This window comes from Psychrobacillus sp. NEAU-3TGS (assembly GCF_029955155.1).
In the GTDB taxonomy this organism is placed as follows: domain Bacteria; phylum Bacillota; class Bacilli; order Bacillales_A; family Planococcaceae; genus Psychrobacillus.
On sequence record NZ_JAPNOZ010000011.1, the window covers coordinates 309,510 to 325,400 of the forward strand.

At 35.8% G+C, this 15,891-nt stretch carries 17 protein-coding genes; all 17 read right to left on the reverse strand.

Annotation, left to right across the window (positions count from 1 at the left end; genetic code table 11):
• Window positions 1-46: 46 nt before the first annotated feature.
• The 17 genes from radC to OR571_RS14415 all read right to left on the reverse strand — a co-directional run bounded on the left by radC (window position 47) and on the right by OR571_RS14415 (window position 15,843).
• On the reverse strand, window positions 47-745 hold the full coding sequence (radC, locus tag OR571_RS14335; protein ID WP_282243709.1) for a RadC family protein: 699 nt from the start codon (window positions 743-745) through the stop codon (window positions 47-49).
• Window positions 742-1,344 (reverse strand): Maf family protein, encoded by a 603-nt coding sequence (locus OR571_RS14340; RefSeq protein WP_282243711.1) that lies wholly within the window; start codon window positions 1,342-1,344, stop codon window positions 742-744. Before OR571_RS14340 ends, radC begins: the two co-directional genes overlap by 4 nt.
• 94 nt (window positions 1,345-1,438) lie before the next feature.
• On the reverse strand, window positions 1,439-2,077 hold the full coding sequence (locus OR571_RS14345) for a hypothetical protein (RefSeq protein ID WP_282243713.1): 639 nt from the start codon (window positions 2,075-2,077) through the stop codon (window positions 1,439-1,441).
• Between the two features lie 86 nt (window positions 2,078-2,163).
• The gene (locus tag OR571_RS14350) at window positions 2,164-2,919 is read right to left on the reverse strand and encodes a prepilin peptidase (protein ID WP_282243715.1); all 756 of its coding nucleotides are present in this window, start codon (window positions 2,917-2,919) and stop codon (window positions 2,164-2,166) included.
• Window positions 2,912-3,700, reverse strand: a complete 789-nt coding sequence (locus OR571_RS14355; protein ID WP_282243716.1) for a hypothetical protein — start codon at window positions 3,698-3,700, stop codon at window positions 2,912-2,914. The genes OR571_RS14350 and OR571_RS14355 overlap by 8 nt, the downstream gene beginning before the upstream one ends.
• The gene (locus OR571_RS14360) at window positions 3,697-4,284 is read right to left on the reverse strand and encodes a hypothetical protein (protein ID WP_282243718.1); all 588 of its coding nucleotides are present in this window, start codon (window positions 4,282-4,284) and stop codon (window positions 3,697-3,699) included. The genes OR571_RS14355 and OR571_RS14360 overlap by 4 nt, the downstream gene beginning before the upstream one ends.
• Before the next feature lie 2 nt (window positions 4,285-4,286).
• Window positions 4,287-4,445 carry a hypothetical protein gene (locus OR571_RS14365; RefSeq protein WP_282243719.1) on the reverse strand — a complete coding sequence of 53 codons (159 nt, stop codon included), beginning with the start codon at window positions 4,443-4,445 and terminating at the stop codon, window positions 4,287-4,289.
• Between the two features lie 56 nt (window positions 4,446-4,501).
• Window positions 4,502-5,254: a type IV pilus biogenesis protein PilM gene (pilM, locus tag OR571_RS14370; RefSeq protein ID WP_282243721.1), complete on the reverse strand. Its 753-nt coding sequence runs from the start codon at window positions 5,252-5,254 to the stop codon at window positions 4,502-4,504.
• A 114-nt stretch (window positions 5,255-5,368) separates the two neighbouring features.
• Window positions 5,369-5,908: a type II secretion system protein gene (locus OR571_RS14375; protein WP_481900393.1), complete on the reverse strand. Its 540-nt coding sequence runs from the start codon at window positions 5,906-5,908 to the stop codon at window positions 5,369-5,371.
• 29 nt (window positions 5,909-5,937) lie between these two features.
• Window positions 5,938-7,143, reverse strand: coding sequence for a type II secretion system F family protein (locus tag OR571_RS14380; protein ID WP_282243723.1), 1,206 nt, complete (start codon window positions 7,141-7,143; stop codon window positions 5,938-5,940).
• A complete protein-coding gene (locus tag OR571_RS14385) occupies window positions 7,143-8,183 on the reverse strand; it encodes a type IV pilus twitching motility protein PilT (RefSeq protein WP_282243725.1) in 1,041 nt (346 codons plus the stop codon). The genes OR571_RS14380 and OR571_RS14385 overlap by 1 nt, the downstream gene beginning before the upstream one ends.
• 10 nt (window positions 8,184-8,193) lie before the next feature.
• Window positions 8,194-9,858: a GspE/PulE family protein gene (locus tag OR571_RS14390; RefSeq protein ID WP_282243727.1), complete on the reverse strand. Its 1,665-nt coding sequence runs from the start codon at window positions 9,856-9,858 to the stop codon at window positions 8,194-8,196.
• 28 nt (window positions 9,859-9,886) lie between these two features.
• Window positions 9,887-11,269 (reverse strand): VanW family protein, encoded by a 1,383-nt coding sequence (locus OR571_RS14395; RefSeq protein ID WP_282243730.1) that lies wholly within the window; start codon window positions 11,267-11,269, stop codon window positions 9,887-9,889.
• Window positions 11,270-11,524: 255 nt separating this feature from the next.
• Window positions 11,525-13,174 (reverse strand): pilus assembly PilX N-terminal domain-containing protein, encoded by a 1,650-nt coding sequence (locus OR571_RS14400; protein WP_282243732.1) that lies wholly within the window; start codon window positions 13,172-13,174, stop codon window positions 11,525-11,527.
• Between the two features lie 2 nt (window positions 13,175-13,176).
• Window positions 13,177-13,608 (reverse strand): PilW family protein, encoded by a 432-nt coding sequence (locus OR571_RS14405; protein ID WP_282243734.1) that lies wholly within the window; start codon window positions 13,606-13,608, stop codon window positions 13,177-13,179.
• Between the two features lie 532 nt (window positions 13,609-14,140).
• Entirely contained in the window at window positions 14,141-14,881 is a 741-nt protein-coding gene (locus OR571_RS14410) for a sensor domain-containing diguanylate cyclase (RefSeq protein WP_282243736.1), read from the reverse strand.
• A complete protein-coding gene (locus tag OR571_RS14415; protein ID WP_282243738.1) occupies window positions 14,854-15,843 on the reverse strand; it encodes a hypothetical protein in 990 nt (329 codons plus the stop codon). The genes OR571_RS14410 and OR571_RS14415 overlap by 28 nt, the downstream gene beginning before the upstream one ends.
• Window positions 15,844-15,891 lie beyond the last annotated feature (48 nt).

Consider the following 15,891-nt stretch of genomic DNA (forward strand, 5'->3'; position numbering starts at 1 on the left):
AAGTCATAACTCTCATTATAACGGATAGAAAGAAAAATGCACAGTGTCACATGTACCCCTTTTCTTTAAGACTTATAAATTGATGATCACCAATGATCAAATGATCGATAATTTCGATGCCCATTATAAGCCCTGCTTCTATTAAACGTTTTGTCACATCAATGTCTTCAGGAGATGGCGAAGCGTTGCCACTAGGGTGATTGTGGGCGCAAATAATCGAGGCGGCAGAGCGTTTTACGGCTTCTCGAAACACCTCTCTTGGGTGTACGATGGAAGCATTAAGAGAGCCGATAAAAATAGTTTGTTTATGAAGGATTTGGTTTTTGACATTAAGGAAAAGAGCAACGAAATGTTCTTGTTTTAGTGAAGTCATATCTGGCATTAAATAATTTGCGGCATCTTTCGGAGAGCGTATTGTAAACTTTTCGTCTGTTTGTTGTAGAGATAATCTTCTACCTAATTCTACTGCTGCGAGAAGCTGTACAGCTTTTGCTTCTCCTATACCTTTTACAGACATTATTTCTTCTAATGTAGTGTTTTTAAGTTCTTGAATTTGTTCGATAAAGTTGAGGACTCGGTTAGCTAGATGGAGAACAGACTCTTGCTTCGTACCAGTACGAAGCAAGATTGCTATTAATTCTTGGTTGGATAGACTTTGTGCACCTTGTCTTACAAGTCTTTCACGAGGTCGATCGGCTATATGAACATCCCGAATCATTAAAGAGGATGGTACATCAAGAGTCATTTGCTCAACTCCTTTTCAAACGTGAGCACTTCAAGTGTCAGTAACGTTTGAAACAAACGACTAATCGGAAGGCCTACAACATTATTGTAATCGCCTTCGATTTTTTGGACGAATAATCCTCCCATCGTTTGAATACCATATGCACCTGCTTTGTCCATTGAATCTCCGGTAGCTACATAAGCATCTATTTGCTCATCTGTTAGTTCATAAAATGTCACAAGCGTGGTTTCTGCAAAACTGATACTTGTCCCTGCTCCTTGAATGGAAACGCCTGTCACTACATGATGTGTGCTTCCTGAAAGCTTTTGTAAATATTCTTTTGCTTGTTCTTTACTAGTCGGTTTCCCTAACACTTCTTCCTCTAAATAGACAATCGTGTCTGCTCCAATAACAATAGCATTTGGATTACTTTCAACAATCGGCACCGTTTTTTTATACGCAATAGAAATTGCCATGTCTTCCGGCGTAAGTTTTCCTTCTGCAACTTCTTCAATTTTTGCAGGCTGCACTTCGAAAGGAATAGCTAATTTACTAAATAACTCTTTTCTTCTTGGCGACTCACTCGCTAGTATAAATGAATAATCAGTTGTTAGTTTCAATTTAAATTCCTCCTTTTCCCTAGCATACAGAAAAATTGGAAAAAGGGAAATTGTTTTAAAAGTAGAACAATGAGAGAGTTGCTCTGTATTTTGCTTAGAAACTTAATTTTACACATGTGTTCTGTTCTGCATAATGGGTAAAAACATGTAATCTCATAACGGACGAAACATCGGAAAACGCTGATATAGCTTGCACTATAGTCATTAAATCATCCGGATAATCTTCTTTTTTGGCAATTGACTCAAAAAAGTTTTTCGAAATATTATCTTCTTGTAAAATATTAATAAGTTTTTTTACTTTTGGATTTTCACAACCGCTAGTAGAAACATGTACCGTTTTATTGAAACTAGGAAGAGACTCCGATTGTGGAGTAGGCACGTCATTTAAAAATAAATCACTCCACACAAAAAACTGGTTTTCAACCTGCACGATACCTGCTCTCTCTAACGAGGGCTGCGTTGCCATAAAGGAAATTGCACTATCTTTCGAAGAAAACATTCCATATTGTTTTACATGAAATGATAATACGCCATCTGCAGCAACCTCTACTTTTTCTTCTTGTGATTGAGCCCCCGCCGGTGTCGTATCTTCTTCCTTAGTAACCTCTACTTTTTTATCATTTGCTAAATTAAGTATAAAACCAAAAAGTAAAACACCGACAACCCCAAGGACAAGCCCTTGAACACCAGCTAATATTATCTTCTTTCTTGGATTTCGCCTTCTAATCGGCATAACATCACCTCTTTTTTCACAACCTTATCACGAACAACATAAAAAAAGACGAGACCTATGTCGGCTCGTCCTAAAAATTTATCGAGTTAAAAAAACAAATTCACATACCAATCGACAATCGATTCTCCGTAAAAATAAGAAATAATCGCGGCAATCGCAATCGATGGTCCAAATGGGATCGGAGTCTTCCGTCCTTTTTTCGCTTTTTTTAAAGCAATGACACCAAAAAAGGTTCCAATAAGAGAAGCTAAAAATAATGTCAATAAAGTCGGAACAAGCCCTAACACCATTCCAATTACAAAAAATAATTTAATATCTCCACCGCCCATACCGCCTTTTGACAGCACAGCGATTAAAAGCAATACTCCAAAACCAGCCACAGCACCCAACAAACTACCCCACCAAGGGGTTAACGGCGAAAAAATGCGGGCAATGATTAAAGGAATTAAAAAGAAAAGCAATATCTTATCCGGAATAAGCATATACGCTAAATCAGAAACAGTAATAATAACAAGCATAGAAATAAATAATATCGCAACAATTAGCTCTATAGAAAAGCCTAACTGACTATACGCAAACGCAAATAATAATCCAGTTACAAGTTCCATCACCGGATATATCCAATGAATCTTCGTGCCACACCCCCTACATTTTCCTCTCAAAAATAGATAAGAAAACACAGGAACTAGATCCACAGCAGTTAAGTTTCGGTCACAAACCGTACAATGCGAAGGCGGCTTTACAATCGATTCTCCTTTCGGTACACGGAGACCGACTACATTGAAAAAGGAACCGAATATTATGCCGTATATGAAAAATAATAACGTGTACACACTAGTCATTTCCATTCTCCGCTATTGTTGCTTGTTCGTCATGATAAAAAGTAGTCAGCTGTATCGTAGCAGCTATATCGTCCTCTTGATCCTCATCCAAAAGCTGTTCCTCACCAGGTGCTGACAAAATAATCTGATCAACGCGATATATTCGTTTCAAGTTCTCTACTTCTTCTACGAACAGAACAAGCTGATCATAATTTTTTGCCAAAATAGAAATATTAAAAGTAATTAATTTTAATTTTTCAGGAAGAACAATTTCAGAAACAGGAGAAACGGGCGGTTCTTCGGATGCTTCACCTGTAGTAGAGGTTGTTTCATCTGTCATTTCTTCCGTCGTTTCGTTCGTTTCTTCGGTTTTTGTGTCTTCTGTTGGTACATCATTGCCTTCTGCTTCAGTCTCCGCGTTTTCCTCTGAAGTCTCCGGTAACAACTGAGACTCTTCTAGCGTTCCATCATAATTATTAAACTCTACAGAAAGAATTTTTGAATCACTTAGTAATTCAACCTCTTCAATAGAACGAATAAGCTCATTTAATTCACGGGTCAATGGCACCTGGGTTTTTAAAAAGAATGTATTCTCTGAGGTATCTTCCTCCGACTGAGCAGAAGAATATTCTTCCTTCAAAGCAGCAACCTCACCCTGTAAAACCTGTACACTTATTTCTTTCGATGCCCTTTCATCTTTTAACGGTTGCAGGACAAAGTAGTAAACTGCCCCTAACAAAACGACCACAAGAGCAGCGATTAATATAAAGGCCGTTCTTTTATTGCTAACTAGTTCATTCATGGAGTGATACCTCCATTTTCCAAGTAAGTTTGATCAATATCTAAATTTAAAATTGCTGAGTAGCGTGGAATAATCTCATATTTTTTTTCTGTATTTTCCTCTGAATTGGAAAGCTCAAAGTTAGTGACACTCTCCACCTTTATATCTGAAAAATAATCGCTAATTAGTAGTTTATCCACGAATAAAGACAGACTCTTCATCGTTTCTACATCTACAGAGATATGGATACTTCTTTCTACAAATTCATATTGCCGTAAATATGTATGTGGCTCGAGTAATGCATTCACTTCTATAAGTAAAGGACTTACAGGATATGAAACACGTTCAGCAAAAGTCACAGAGGTCTGCAGATCCCCTTGTCCGGATACTTTTAAATCGGTTACTACCTGTGTGAGGTCATCTCTTTCTGCCGTCGAATAAATTTCATCAGCAGTAAGGGTTTCTATATCTCTCTTTACGGTTAAATATTGAATAAAGAACAACACAAGAATAGTGAGAATTAAAATTAAACTAATAACAAGCACTAAAATAGAATTGGACTTTTGCCGCTCCCTTTTAGGCAATAAATTTATCTCTGGAACCATCATCAAGCCTCCCTATATATAAGTCCAATAAGTGGAATATGCTTAGACTTCAAATTAGGATGATAATTTTGTAATTGAGAATCATCTATATATGTAACAGGTGTGACAAAATTCACCGTCATCTCAGAAGCAATATAATCCATTTCTGGCGAGTCTCCCAATGTAATTATTTCATCTACCGCTTTTTCTCCCTTATATAAAGAGAAACGATAAAAGTTTAGAATTCTTCAATCTCAGCAATTTGATCGATCAATTGCGCGCGATATTCCTCAATCTCTCCATCATAAACAAAACTGATTTCATCCTTTTCACTTTTACTTTGCCACTTTTCTTTAAATGTATCAATAGATTGATAGCGAAGGAATTCAACATTTCCTCCCGTATAAATGCTGATCGAAACACCTGAGATAGACCATTCACTTATTAAATAACTCTTATTTTCCTCCAAATCAATTGTCTTTTCTAAAAAGCGAATTGTGGCTAATGCTCTAACATCTGCTGTAACCGGCTCTAAATGTAAATCGTCTAATAACCCAGCTATTTTGTTAATTTCTTCGGAGGGTGCAGCAAACAAAACCGCCTCTCCATCATTAGCTTTAAAATCATAGACATCTATTAGCGGTTGAGAGAATGGCAAGTGAATTGTTTGTCCCAGCTCCATCTCCACATATCCTTTTAATTTCGCTGTCGTCACATCGGTAGGATGCTCAAAAGTTTTCATCATCACAGTACTGTCTGGCACAAAAAAGCGTACATCATAACGCTTAATACCCCACTCATGGATGAGTGTCTTCAACGTTTCATACAACGCCATTTCATCTTCTAAAATATCCCCATCAAAAATACCTTTCTCCAAAGGGTACTCATAAACAGCTGACTGCGCAATATCGTTACCAGTCATCACTATTGCTCTTAGTATGTATTCATTTAAATCTAAAGCAACATAGCGCTTTAGTTTCTTTTTAAACATATTCTTCTCCCCCATATTCGGCAGTAATTAGTTTTATGGTTCAGAAAATGAAGTATTCATTTGCTCAATAATAAAACTAAGGGACTACAGCAGCGGTGGGCTGCTGCAGAAAGATTATTGATTCATTGCTTTGTTAAGTGATTTTTCTTGGATTGAAGTTGTACCTACAGTATAAGCAGCTATACCATTAGCTGCATCTGCTGCTACTGAAAACTTAGTATTACTTACGTTTCCTAGTTTAGAATAAGTAACAGTCCATATTGCATCTGCACTACTAGTAGCTTCTGTTTTTACAACTTGGTCACCAGTTGCTAAAGTTATTCCTTCAACATATGGTTTTAGCTCATCTTTATCGCAAGTAAGGCCAGTTGTATCAGCAGCTGTTTTTTTACATGCCCCATCAGTCATAGCCAACTTTGCCGCTGACAGAATTGTTGAAGCATCAGCGAAAACCGCTTTATCCCTTGAATTTTGAATAATATTACCGATAGCTGGCACAGCAATTGCAGCAACAATTGCAAGAATTACGATTACCGCTAGTAACTCGATTAGCGTCAAACCTTTTTCATTTTTTAATAACTTTCTCATTTTTTTCATATGATTAGCTCCTTTATTTGTAATTTCATTTGGCTTTTTCATTTCATTCATCATCATATAATTTCACCTCCTTCTAATGGAAAATATTAAATTTGTTCATATATACTAAACATAGGTATCATAATGGCCATAACAATAGTTCCTATAATAGCAGCGAGGAAGACAATCATTAAAGGCTCGATTAATGATTTCAACGTATCTACAGTACGGTCAACATCATCCTCATAAAAATCCGCTATTTTTTCAAGCATATAATCGAGAGAGCCTGTAGATTCCCCGATGGAAGTCATTTGCGTAACTAAAGGAGGGAAAATCCAGCTTTTTGCTAGTGGAGCGGATAATGTACTCCCTTTTTCCAAGCTTGTCCGTGATTCCTTAACTACCTTACCTACGACTGGGTTTCCAATTACTTTTTCTACAATAGTTAGAGCCTGTAAAATAGGTACTGAACTGCTAAACAACGAGGATAGTGTTCTTGTCATACGAGCAATTGCTGACTTTTGTAGCAACTTTCCAAATACAGGTAGCTTTAAAAGTAATAAATGAACTGAATAATTAAATTGTTCATTTTTCTTATACAGGTAATTGAAAACAATAACTATAATTAAGAAAAGTATCGAATATATATACCAAGATGACTGTAGTGATTCACTTATCCCCATTACTACCCTTGTGATCGTTGGTAATTCTGCCCCCATATCCTCAAACATAGAAACAAATTGAGGAACAATTGTAAGCATCAAAAACACCGAAACAACTATCGTCAGAAATAGCAAAACAACAGGATAAGCTAACGTTGATTGAACTTTTTTCTTTAGGTTAAACTGTTTTTCATAAGAAAAAGCTAGTCTCTCTAGTGATTCATCCAAATTACCAGTCGCTTCACCAGCGCGGATCATATTTACAAACAAAGCTGGAAAGACTTTTGGGTTTTTAGCTGCTGCATCAGAAAAAGATAATCCTGACCGAACATCCTCTTCCACATCCTGCAGTCCTTTTTTTAATGGTTTACTAGACGTTTGCTCTGCTAAAATTTTTGTAGATTCTAGTATAGAAACCCCTGCTCTAATAAGCGTGGCAAATTGTCGACTATATATAACAAAGTCCTGATTTTTTACTTTACCACCTAAAGATAACTCTTTATGAAGAATACTTTTCGACTCTTCTATTTCTCGCGGATTTATACCTTGAGTACGTAGTCTTGAAATGGCCATCTGTTTATTGGTCGCGTCTATAATTCCTTTTTTTACCGTACCTCTAGAGGTTCTACCGACATATTTATAGACCACCATTAGTAGTCACCAACGTTCATATAAGGTCGGGCAGATTCTAGAGAAATCTTGCTTGTTGAGACTAATTGCTGAATAGATGATTCTAGTGTGTGCATCCCAAGAGCTCGACTCGTTTGCATGACATTTTGGATTTGATGTACTTTTTCATTTCGAATAAGATTGGCAACAGATGGTGTTTGCATCAGAATTTCTGTAGCAGCGACACGACCTTTTTCATCTTTTCGAATAAACAATCGTTGGGATACAATCCCTTGTAGTACATTTGCCAACTGTATTCTTATTTGCCCTTGCTGATATGGTGGAAACACATCAATTATTCTATCAATTGTAGTAGGCGCACTGCTCGTATGGAGTGTCGCCATTACTAGGTGTCCAGTCTCAGCAGCTGTAATTGCTGTGGAGATTGTCTCTAAGTCTCGCATTTCTCCAACAAGAATAACGTCTGGATCTTGTCGTAAAGCTGCTCTTAAACCATTTGAAAAACTTTGTGTATCCGAACCAACTTCGCGCTGATTGATAATAGACTTTTTATGGTTATGCACATATTCAATCGGATCTTCCAACGTAATAATATGCTTGGATGTAGTAGAGTTAATATAATCTATCATCGAAGCTAGTGTTGTTGATTTACCAGAACCAGTTGGGCCTGTCACTAAAATAAGCCCTTGAGGTTTATCTGCAAGTGTGTAAAGTACATTTGGCATACCTAACGCTTCAATAGAAGGAATTTTAGATTCGATCATTCTAATGGCAATTGCAATATTGTTTTGTTGATGATAAGCATTGATACGAAAGCGACAAAGCCCTGGCAAAGCGTAACTAAAATCGATTTCTCCTTTTAATTCGAACTCTTCCATTTTGGCAGGTGATAATAAGTCCTCTAGCATTCTTTTCGTATCTACTTCTTTTAATAAATACTCACCATAAGATTTAAGCTTTCCATTTACGCGAAAAACTGGCGTTACCCCTACTGTTAAATGAAGATCAGAAGCCTTATCATGAAAAGTTTTTTCTAATAATTGAATGATACTGATTTCCATTTATCTCACCTCAATTAACTGTAGCTACACGAAGTACTTCTTCTGTTGTCGTAAGTCCTTCTTTTACTTTTAGTAGTCCATCCTCTAGTAAATTTAAATACCCTGTTTCTTTCATATAATCTCTAAGATGAGCTGGACTTTTTCCAGTTAGAATTGTCTCTTTAACGACCTCGTCTACCATCAATACTTCATGAATAGCGATTCTTCCACGATATCCCGTCTTATTACAAGCTGGACAACCTTTTCCTCTTCGAACCTTCTCCACAGACATTCCATGCTCGGCGAAGATTTCTTTCTCTCGTTCATTTGGTTCTCTATTCTCTCCACAGTCTCTACATACTTTTCTAACTAAACGTTGTGCAACTATTCCAACCAACGAAGAAGAAAGCAAAAACGGTTCAATCCCCATATCTCTTAGTCTAGAAACAGATTCTACAGCACTGTTTGTATGAAGCGTACTTAATACTAAATGTCCTGTTAATGAAGCTCGCACGGCAATCTGTGCAGTTTCTAAATCACGTATCTCCCCTACCATTACAATATCTGGATCTTGACGTAAGATAGAACGAAGACCTGCAGCAAAAGTAAGATCAACTTCTTCCCTCACTTGAATCTGATTGATACCTTCCAATTGATATTCGACTGGATCTTCTACAGTGATAATATTGACGTTTTCATTATTTAGTTTATTTAAAGCAGCATATAGAGTGGAAGATTTACCGGATCCTGTTGGTCCTGTTAGTAACACAATTCCATTAGGATTTTCAATCATTTTATTGAATGCCAATAAATTTTTTTCATTAAAACCTAATTTATTTAAATCATTTAACGCACTACCCATATCTAGAATACGCATAACTACTTTTTCACCATAAATTGTGGGAAGTGTCGAAAGTCGGATATCGATTGCTCTCATATTTACCGTCGTTTTAATACGTCCATCTTGAGGTATTCTATTTTCTGTAATATTAAGGTTCCCCATAATCTTAATACGAGCAATTATGACATTTTGCATATATTTTGGTAGTGCACGTTCAGTCTTGAGCATACCATCAATACGATATCTAACCTTTAACTCTGTCTCTTGTGGGTCAAAATGGATATCACTCGACCTTTGCGCCACACCATTTGCGATTATCTGATTCACTAATCGAACGATTGGGGAATCTTCATCAGTAATTTGGTTGTCATTTTCTATTTCAGTTGGCGTCATATCTACCAAAGCTTGATCCATTGATTCTTGTAAATCATAATATTTAGTTATCGTTCGATATAAATCATCTTTTGCAGCAATACTAGTTTCAATTTGACAGCCTGTAGCCATCCGTACTTCTTCTATAGCAAAATAATCCATTGGATCAGCCATCGCTATCAAAAGTCTATTTTTATTTTTCTTAAGTGGCATTACATTTGCACGTTTTGCCAATTCTTTAGGAACTAATTGAATAAGCTCCGGTTCAATAGAATATTGATTCAGATTGACATGGGGGATACCTAGCTGAAACTCTAGTACCTCGATAAGCTGCTGTTCGGTGATTAGGTTTTCACTGATTAAATAATCTCCCAATTTTTCATTTTTATTTTTATGGGACAATGCAAATTGCAGTTGCTCATTGTCTATAATTCCTGATTCAACTAGTAGATCCCCAAGTAGTTTACGAGTATTAGTTTTCACGACGCCTCATCCTAACCATTTAATTCATTTATTTTGGTGTAATGATATTTCCTGCCTTATCATAATAGCTACCCTTTGGCAACGAATCTAAATCATCCTCTGAATAAGATTTTCCTGATTCTTCATCAGCGCTATTATTATCTGAGCTATTGTTACCAGGGTTATTATTATCAGATGTATTACTCTCGGAATTACCGTTTTCCATATCCGGCAAGCCATCAGCATTCAAATCAATTTCCAAATCTGGATCGACTACAGGGTTTGTTTCAGGTGTTAAAGAAGATTTCAATACTATTCGATGAGTCGGCGAATAATAATCTTGGCTTATAATTTCTTCTTTCTCAAAAGGTCCTTTTTTATCAGATATTATTCGATAAACAGTTACTCTCAATCCTGGGATACCTTCTTGAATAAGACTTTCTTCTCCGGCTTTTAAATCGGAGGAGTATCGATAAATTGTTCTTGGTTTTACAAGTTCACTTTCCCGTACTTCATACTTACCTACTGTTTCAACGGGAAGAGAGTATAACTCAACTAATAAGCTAGAATCCTTTGAACTCACCTTTAATACTGCAGGGTTACCCTTATTTAAAAACTTCAGGTCTTTGTTAGCATTTAGGTCGATATCTGCCTCAATTCCTGGCTCTAAATAATTTGGTACAGTTCCTTGAGAGTGTCGTTCCACAATTTCGAAATTAGTTTTTAAAATTACGCTGTATAATAACGAAGCGACAAAATCGGCAGTCTCATCGTTATATACAACACCTAATTCTTTAATTTTCTCAGAAAAAGAGAACACATCCCCTGTAGAAATAACCTGTTCATTCAATGTTGCAATAATTTCAGATAAACCAATCGCATTTACAGATACGTCTTCAAGTGAAAAAGCAATACGATCTGATTCTAAAGCTGTTAGGTCCACTAAAATGGCTTCGACAGGCCCTTTTGATAATTTGCCAACTTGTTCTTTAATGTTTTCTATAGTCTTCTCTTTATTCAATAGCGATTTTTTTTCAATTAGCTCTAATAACTCAGAATCTATTGTTAATTGAAGAGGAATATGTACGATGGAATCGGATTTCCAAAATGCATACCAAGGCTTTTGCGAAGCATTTAAGTATTGATTTACAGAAGCTTCTACATCAAAAACAAAGTAATTAGTATCTAATGTTAAATTTATTCCTTCACCTTCTAGCGCTAACTTACTATCTCGTTTCCAATCTTCAATAGCTATTTCTAAACGACTAGTTATTTCCTTTTTATTTAAATTTTCTATTTCTATTCCACCGATCGTAGAACCACCCGATTTTGCATCTACACTTAAAAATGCAATATTATTTTCTGGTAATAATAAATAAATAAAGAGCGTGATTAAACAGATAAGAGTAATAATTTTTGTAAGTATTTTCATCATCATTCCTCCGATCAAGACCATTTCTTCTATTGAATCCTAGTTTAAACACTGTAATTATAATACAATAATGCAACCTTCATTGTATACGACTTTTTTCATACGTTAACATAAAATTTATAAATAAATAAAATTCATTTAGAACTTTAGAAATATCAACAAACCAATATTCAGTCTTATAGACCTATTTTGTGTGTTTAATAGTTCCAATATATGTTTTATATTTTATAAAATAGATTCTTTATAATGATATGACTAAATTTCGATCAGAGGCTCTCTTTTAGTTAAATCGGGATTCGGAGCTTTGGTTGGCGGTGTTCCAGGCGTACTTGGTGTACCCGGAGTCCCAGGAACCCATGTATTATATTGTGGTTCTCCAAAATGTATTAAACCCTCTCCTTCCATGCTTATCGAATTACCAATAATTGTTCCTGTCACTTTCCCGCTATTTCTAACTTCAAAATGAGCATTAGGAGCAAAGTATAAAGAAGGACCAACTTTTCCTTCACCTCTTACAATAAATGAGGTGCCACCAGAGAGAATATTCCCATAAATTCTAGTACTAGAAGCAATTTCTACATTGGCTTTTTGGGCATATAGAGAAGCGTATATCTCTGCACCTCCTCCAAAGTTTTTCCCCAAAACTTCACTTCCTGAGTAAAAGATTTCTGTGTTTTTATTCGAAGATTGCACATTAAATTTTCCACTCCCTGTTACATAAAATTTATTTTTTACATACATAGTTAACTTACCGGTCCCTCTTACAATTACTTGAGCGCTACCACTAATCTCCAAATTATCTAGTACAATTTCTCTGTCGCTATCGCCTATATCTATTGTCAATATATGACTTCCCGATACTTTTAAAGTCCCCATTAAAGTATTGTTTTGCACTTTTAAAGAAGAAGATCCATCTTCTGGTGATATATAGTTACTCGAAAGCTTATAACTCGGAATGGATGGAAACGGTGGTAGATCTGGTAAGCTTCCCATCTTAGCACCATTTACTTGAGGGGAAAACCCCATAGAGGCCGGTTTCGTTAAAGCAGTCGCTTCTGAACCGCTAGGTACGAAAAATGAACCATTGATAGCAGGGACACCCCAGTCAATCGTTATACTTTTTGCTCCTGGTTTAAGAGTTGCAATATTTCCAGTTACTGTTGAACTTTTTATCATTACTTCATTTTTCACCATAATTGCTGTATTTTCGGGCAAACCTTCTACTAGGCCTCCCCCATGTCCTGGCGTTCCTGGGGTACCCGGTATCTCTGGAGTTCCAGGATCTCCAAGATTTCCAACTTTTAAATTGACGATCAATTTTTGTTTAACGGTTCGCTCTTTATTGCCGATTGAACCGACCGATGTGAGTTTATACTCAAGAGCATCACTAGTTTCCTTTTCTCTGGTGATGGTTACTGTTGCGATTTGATCGGTTCTAACATCACCTTCATCATAGTTCTCTTCAAAAATGAATCTATCTTTAAAGTCAATGCTATCCGATTTTACTATTCGGGATTTTGGCAAGTCTGTTTTTACCTTAGCTATATAGTATTTTTCTAATGTAGTTGCAAAGTCAAACTTAAACCCTGTTTGCTCTTTTAGGGGACGTTTATAATATTCATCTTCTGCTTTTTTATAGTCCTCTCTAGTTTTAAAGTATGCATAGTCGTATGCCAGTTGCAATTTATCCTCCATATCTTTTCTAGTTACAACAATCCCAGCTTCAGCTATATAGAAAGTGGATTGATCAGTACGTTCATTACCAGATAATTTTAAACTATTATTAGCCACCGCTAATATACTTACCCCTAAAACACTAAAAAGAACTAATATCATTAATACACCTAAAAGTGTAAAACCATTTGAATCTAAATTCCAAGCCTTTTTGAAACTTTTGAATTTCAAACTTACTCATCACCTTTCCTAAGATAGACTTCAGTTTTTTCAGTCTTTTCTACTCCTGCTCGATTAGAACTTTCTATTTCGATAAACCACTTATCGTTTTCGCTTGTCACTTGAAAGCGTTTAATGGAACTAGCTATGACAACACCATTTCTAGTAATTGTGTTACCATCAAGTGAGTAGTTGATACCATCTAACTTTATTTTGCTATTACTGATTATTTGAGGATTTTCTGTTTTTCTTATATCTTTTGTAATCATTTTTAAAGCATAAGAGATATCGGTTAGTTGATTGTTTTTCTCAAGTTGATTTTTGTATTGTTTGGTACCAGACATTAGCAAACTATAAACTAACAACATCACAATACTAGCAAGCACAATAGCTGCAAGAAGTTCTACTAGCGTGATGCCTTTTCCATTATTCAAGTGTTTGCGCATAATTTATGACTCCCATTCCAAAATCGTTTCCATTTTAGCTCTCGGTCGTTTCCCATTCTCCTGTTCAAAAACTTCTATTATAAGATAAGACATTCCTGGATAATAATGATTTTTTAATTTTAGATTAATGTATAACCCATTAGTCTTCTTTGAAAATATATATTCGTTTGGATTAGTTCGTTTGTAATTTAACCTATTTACTATTTCCCCAACTCCATTGTTTAAATCTCCCTTTTACTAATCTCGTATATTTTTTCCATTTCCGCTTGTGCTATATAAGTTGCATCTACCACCTCTTCAGAAGTTTTACCGGTTCTTGCAGACTGTATAAATAATGAAAAGAATGTAGTTATAATAATAGTAATTAAATGATAGATACTAGAATTTCAATAAGAGTTAATCCCTTTGTGTTTAAACGAACACTAAACTTCATTATTTTTTCATTCCTTTTTCCTAGGGTTTTCATTTATGGGTATTAAAAAAACCAATTAGCATAATCTAATTGGTTATTGGTTCTATTTCACTATAGCATTTACCTAACATACTCCGCAACTCGATTCCTACCCGCCTGCTTCGCACCCGTATACAACGCACGATCCGCATTTCGAAGAAGCGACATACCTTCGTCGCTGTCTTCAGGTGCGGTGGAAACACCGATACTTGCTGTGATGAAAATGATTTGCTCACCAGCCGTTTGGTCTAGGTCAGATTGGACGATGAACGGTGTTTGTTCTATTTTTAGACGAAGCTGTTCGGCGACATGGAATGCTTCTGTTTTCGTATAATTTGGAAGTAAAATGACAAATTCTTCTCCACCATATCTTGCAACCGTACCGCTACTACCTATTTCCCTTTTGATAATTTGGGCAAATTCTTTTAATATGAGATTTCCGCTATGATGGCCAAACGTATCATTGACTGTCTTGAATTTATCGATATCCATCATGATGAGTGACAAAGTACTATGCTGACCGAGCGATAATTTTTCCATATCTGATTCAAGTTGCCTATCCAGGTATCGGTAATTATGCAATTTTGTTAATTCACAACGTTCACTTTTAGCAAGTGCAGCTCTTACATATTTAGCCTTTTCTACAGAAACCGCAAAATAAGAACAGAGTAAATGAACGATTTTAAGTTGATATGCTTCAAATGAGTATTTGTTGCGAGATGCTAAGACTAAGACACCTTCTATTTTTTTATTTCGATAAACAGGCACACACATGACACTCTGCATCTCTAAACTTAAAATGGTGGTTTTATATGAATCCATTCACTTTGCTTATTATATAAGGTAGGAACCCCTTTTTCGTAAACAATTCCTGCCAGGCTCTGTTCCAGCTCTTCATGTGCAAAGTGTAGATCTTTGTTTTCTCCATCTTCAATTGCCCTTAAAATTTCAAAGCTTCCATATAAATCATCGACGATATAAGCAGCATCGATCGGAAACATATTAGCAATTCTTTCGATGAACATATCGATAATCTCTTTGCTGGTCATCCGCTCCGCTAGTTCATGTCCGAACTCACTAGCTTTGTTCAAATCACTATTCACTTTTTCCGAATCACTATAAAGCCTTATTAATATGGTGATTAATATAAAGGGTATCCCGAGCAGCCAAAACGCACTTGTTCCAACATAGCTTTGCAGAAAATATAAGCTTAAACCAAAAGGCAATGTCATCAATAATCCTATAAGGTCCCACCCAAAATCTTTCGTGAGAAATTTTGGCTTTAGACCTGTCACTACATCACGCACATATAAAAATAAATGATTAAGAAGTACGTATAAAGAAGCATAAATAGAACCGTAAATTAATATGTCTTTTACGACTAATGAGCCTAATTCAAACCCAAGAACATGAACAATTGTCCCACATAAAATAGACACTAAAAAAAACATAAAGGAACTATAAACAATTCGGTACACATTCTCTCGATTTGTTTTCATATGATAAGCAATTGGTATTAAACATAATTGCATCACAAGCAATTCCGCAAAGATACCATAATTCAAAAAGATTGCTAACGTAACCCACTGCACAAGAAACATCGTAGTTCCAGAAATAAAAAACGGAAAAATGGTCGTTAATAACCCCAAAAGGATTAATAAAGACAAAGTTCCCCAATCAATTTGTCGTGTCGGCGCGTATTCATAAGCTAAATATGTCCCAAGAGGCACTAATAATAGCCATAAAATATAAATATTCTTTTTTGCCTTATTCGAAATATTCATAGAACTATTTTCCACCTCGTTAGTATATTCTAACCATTCCAAATAGCA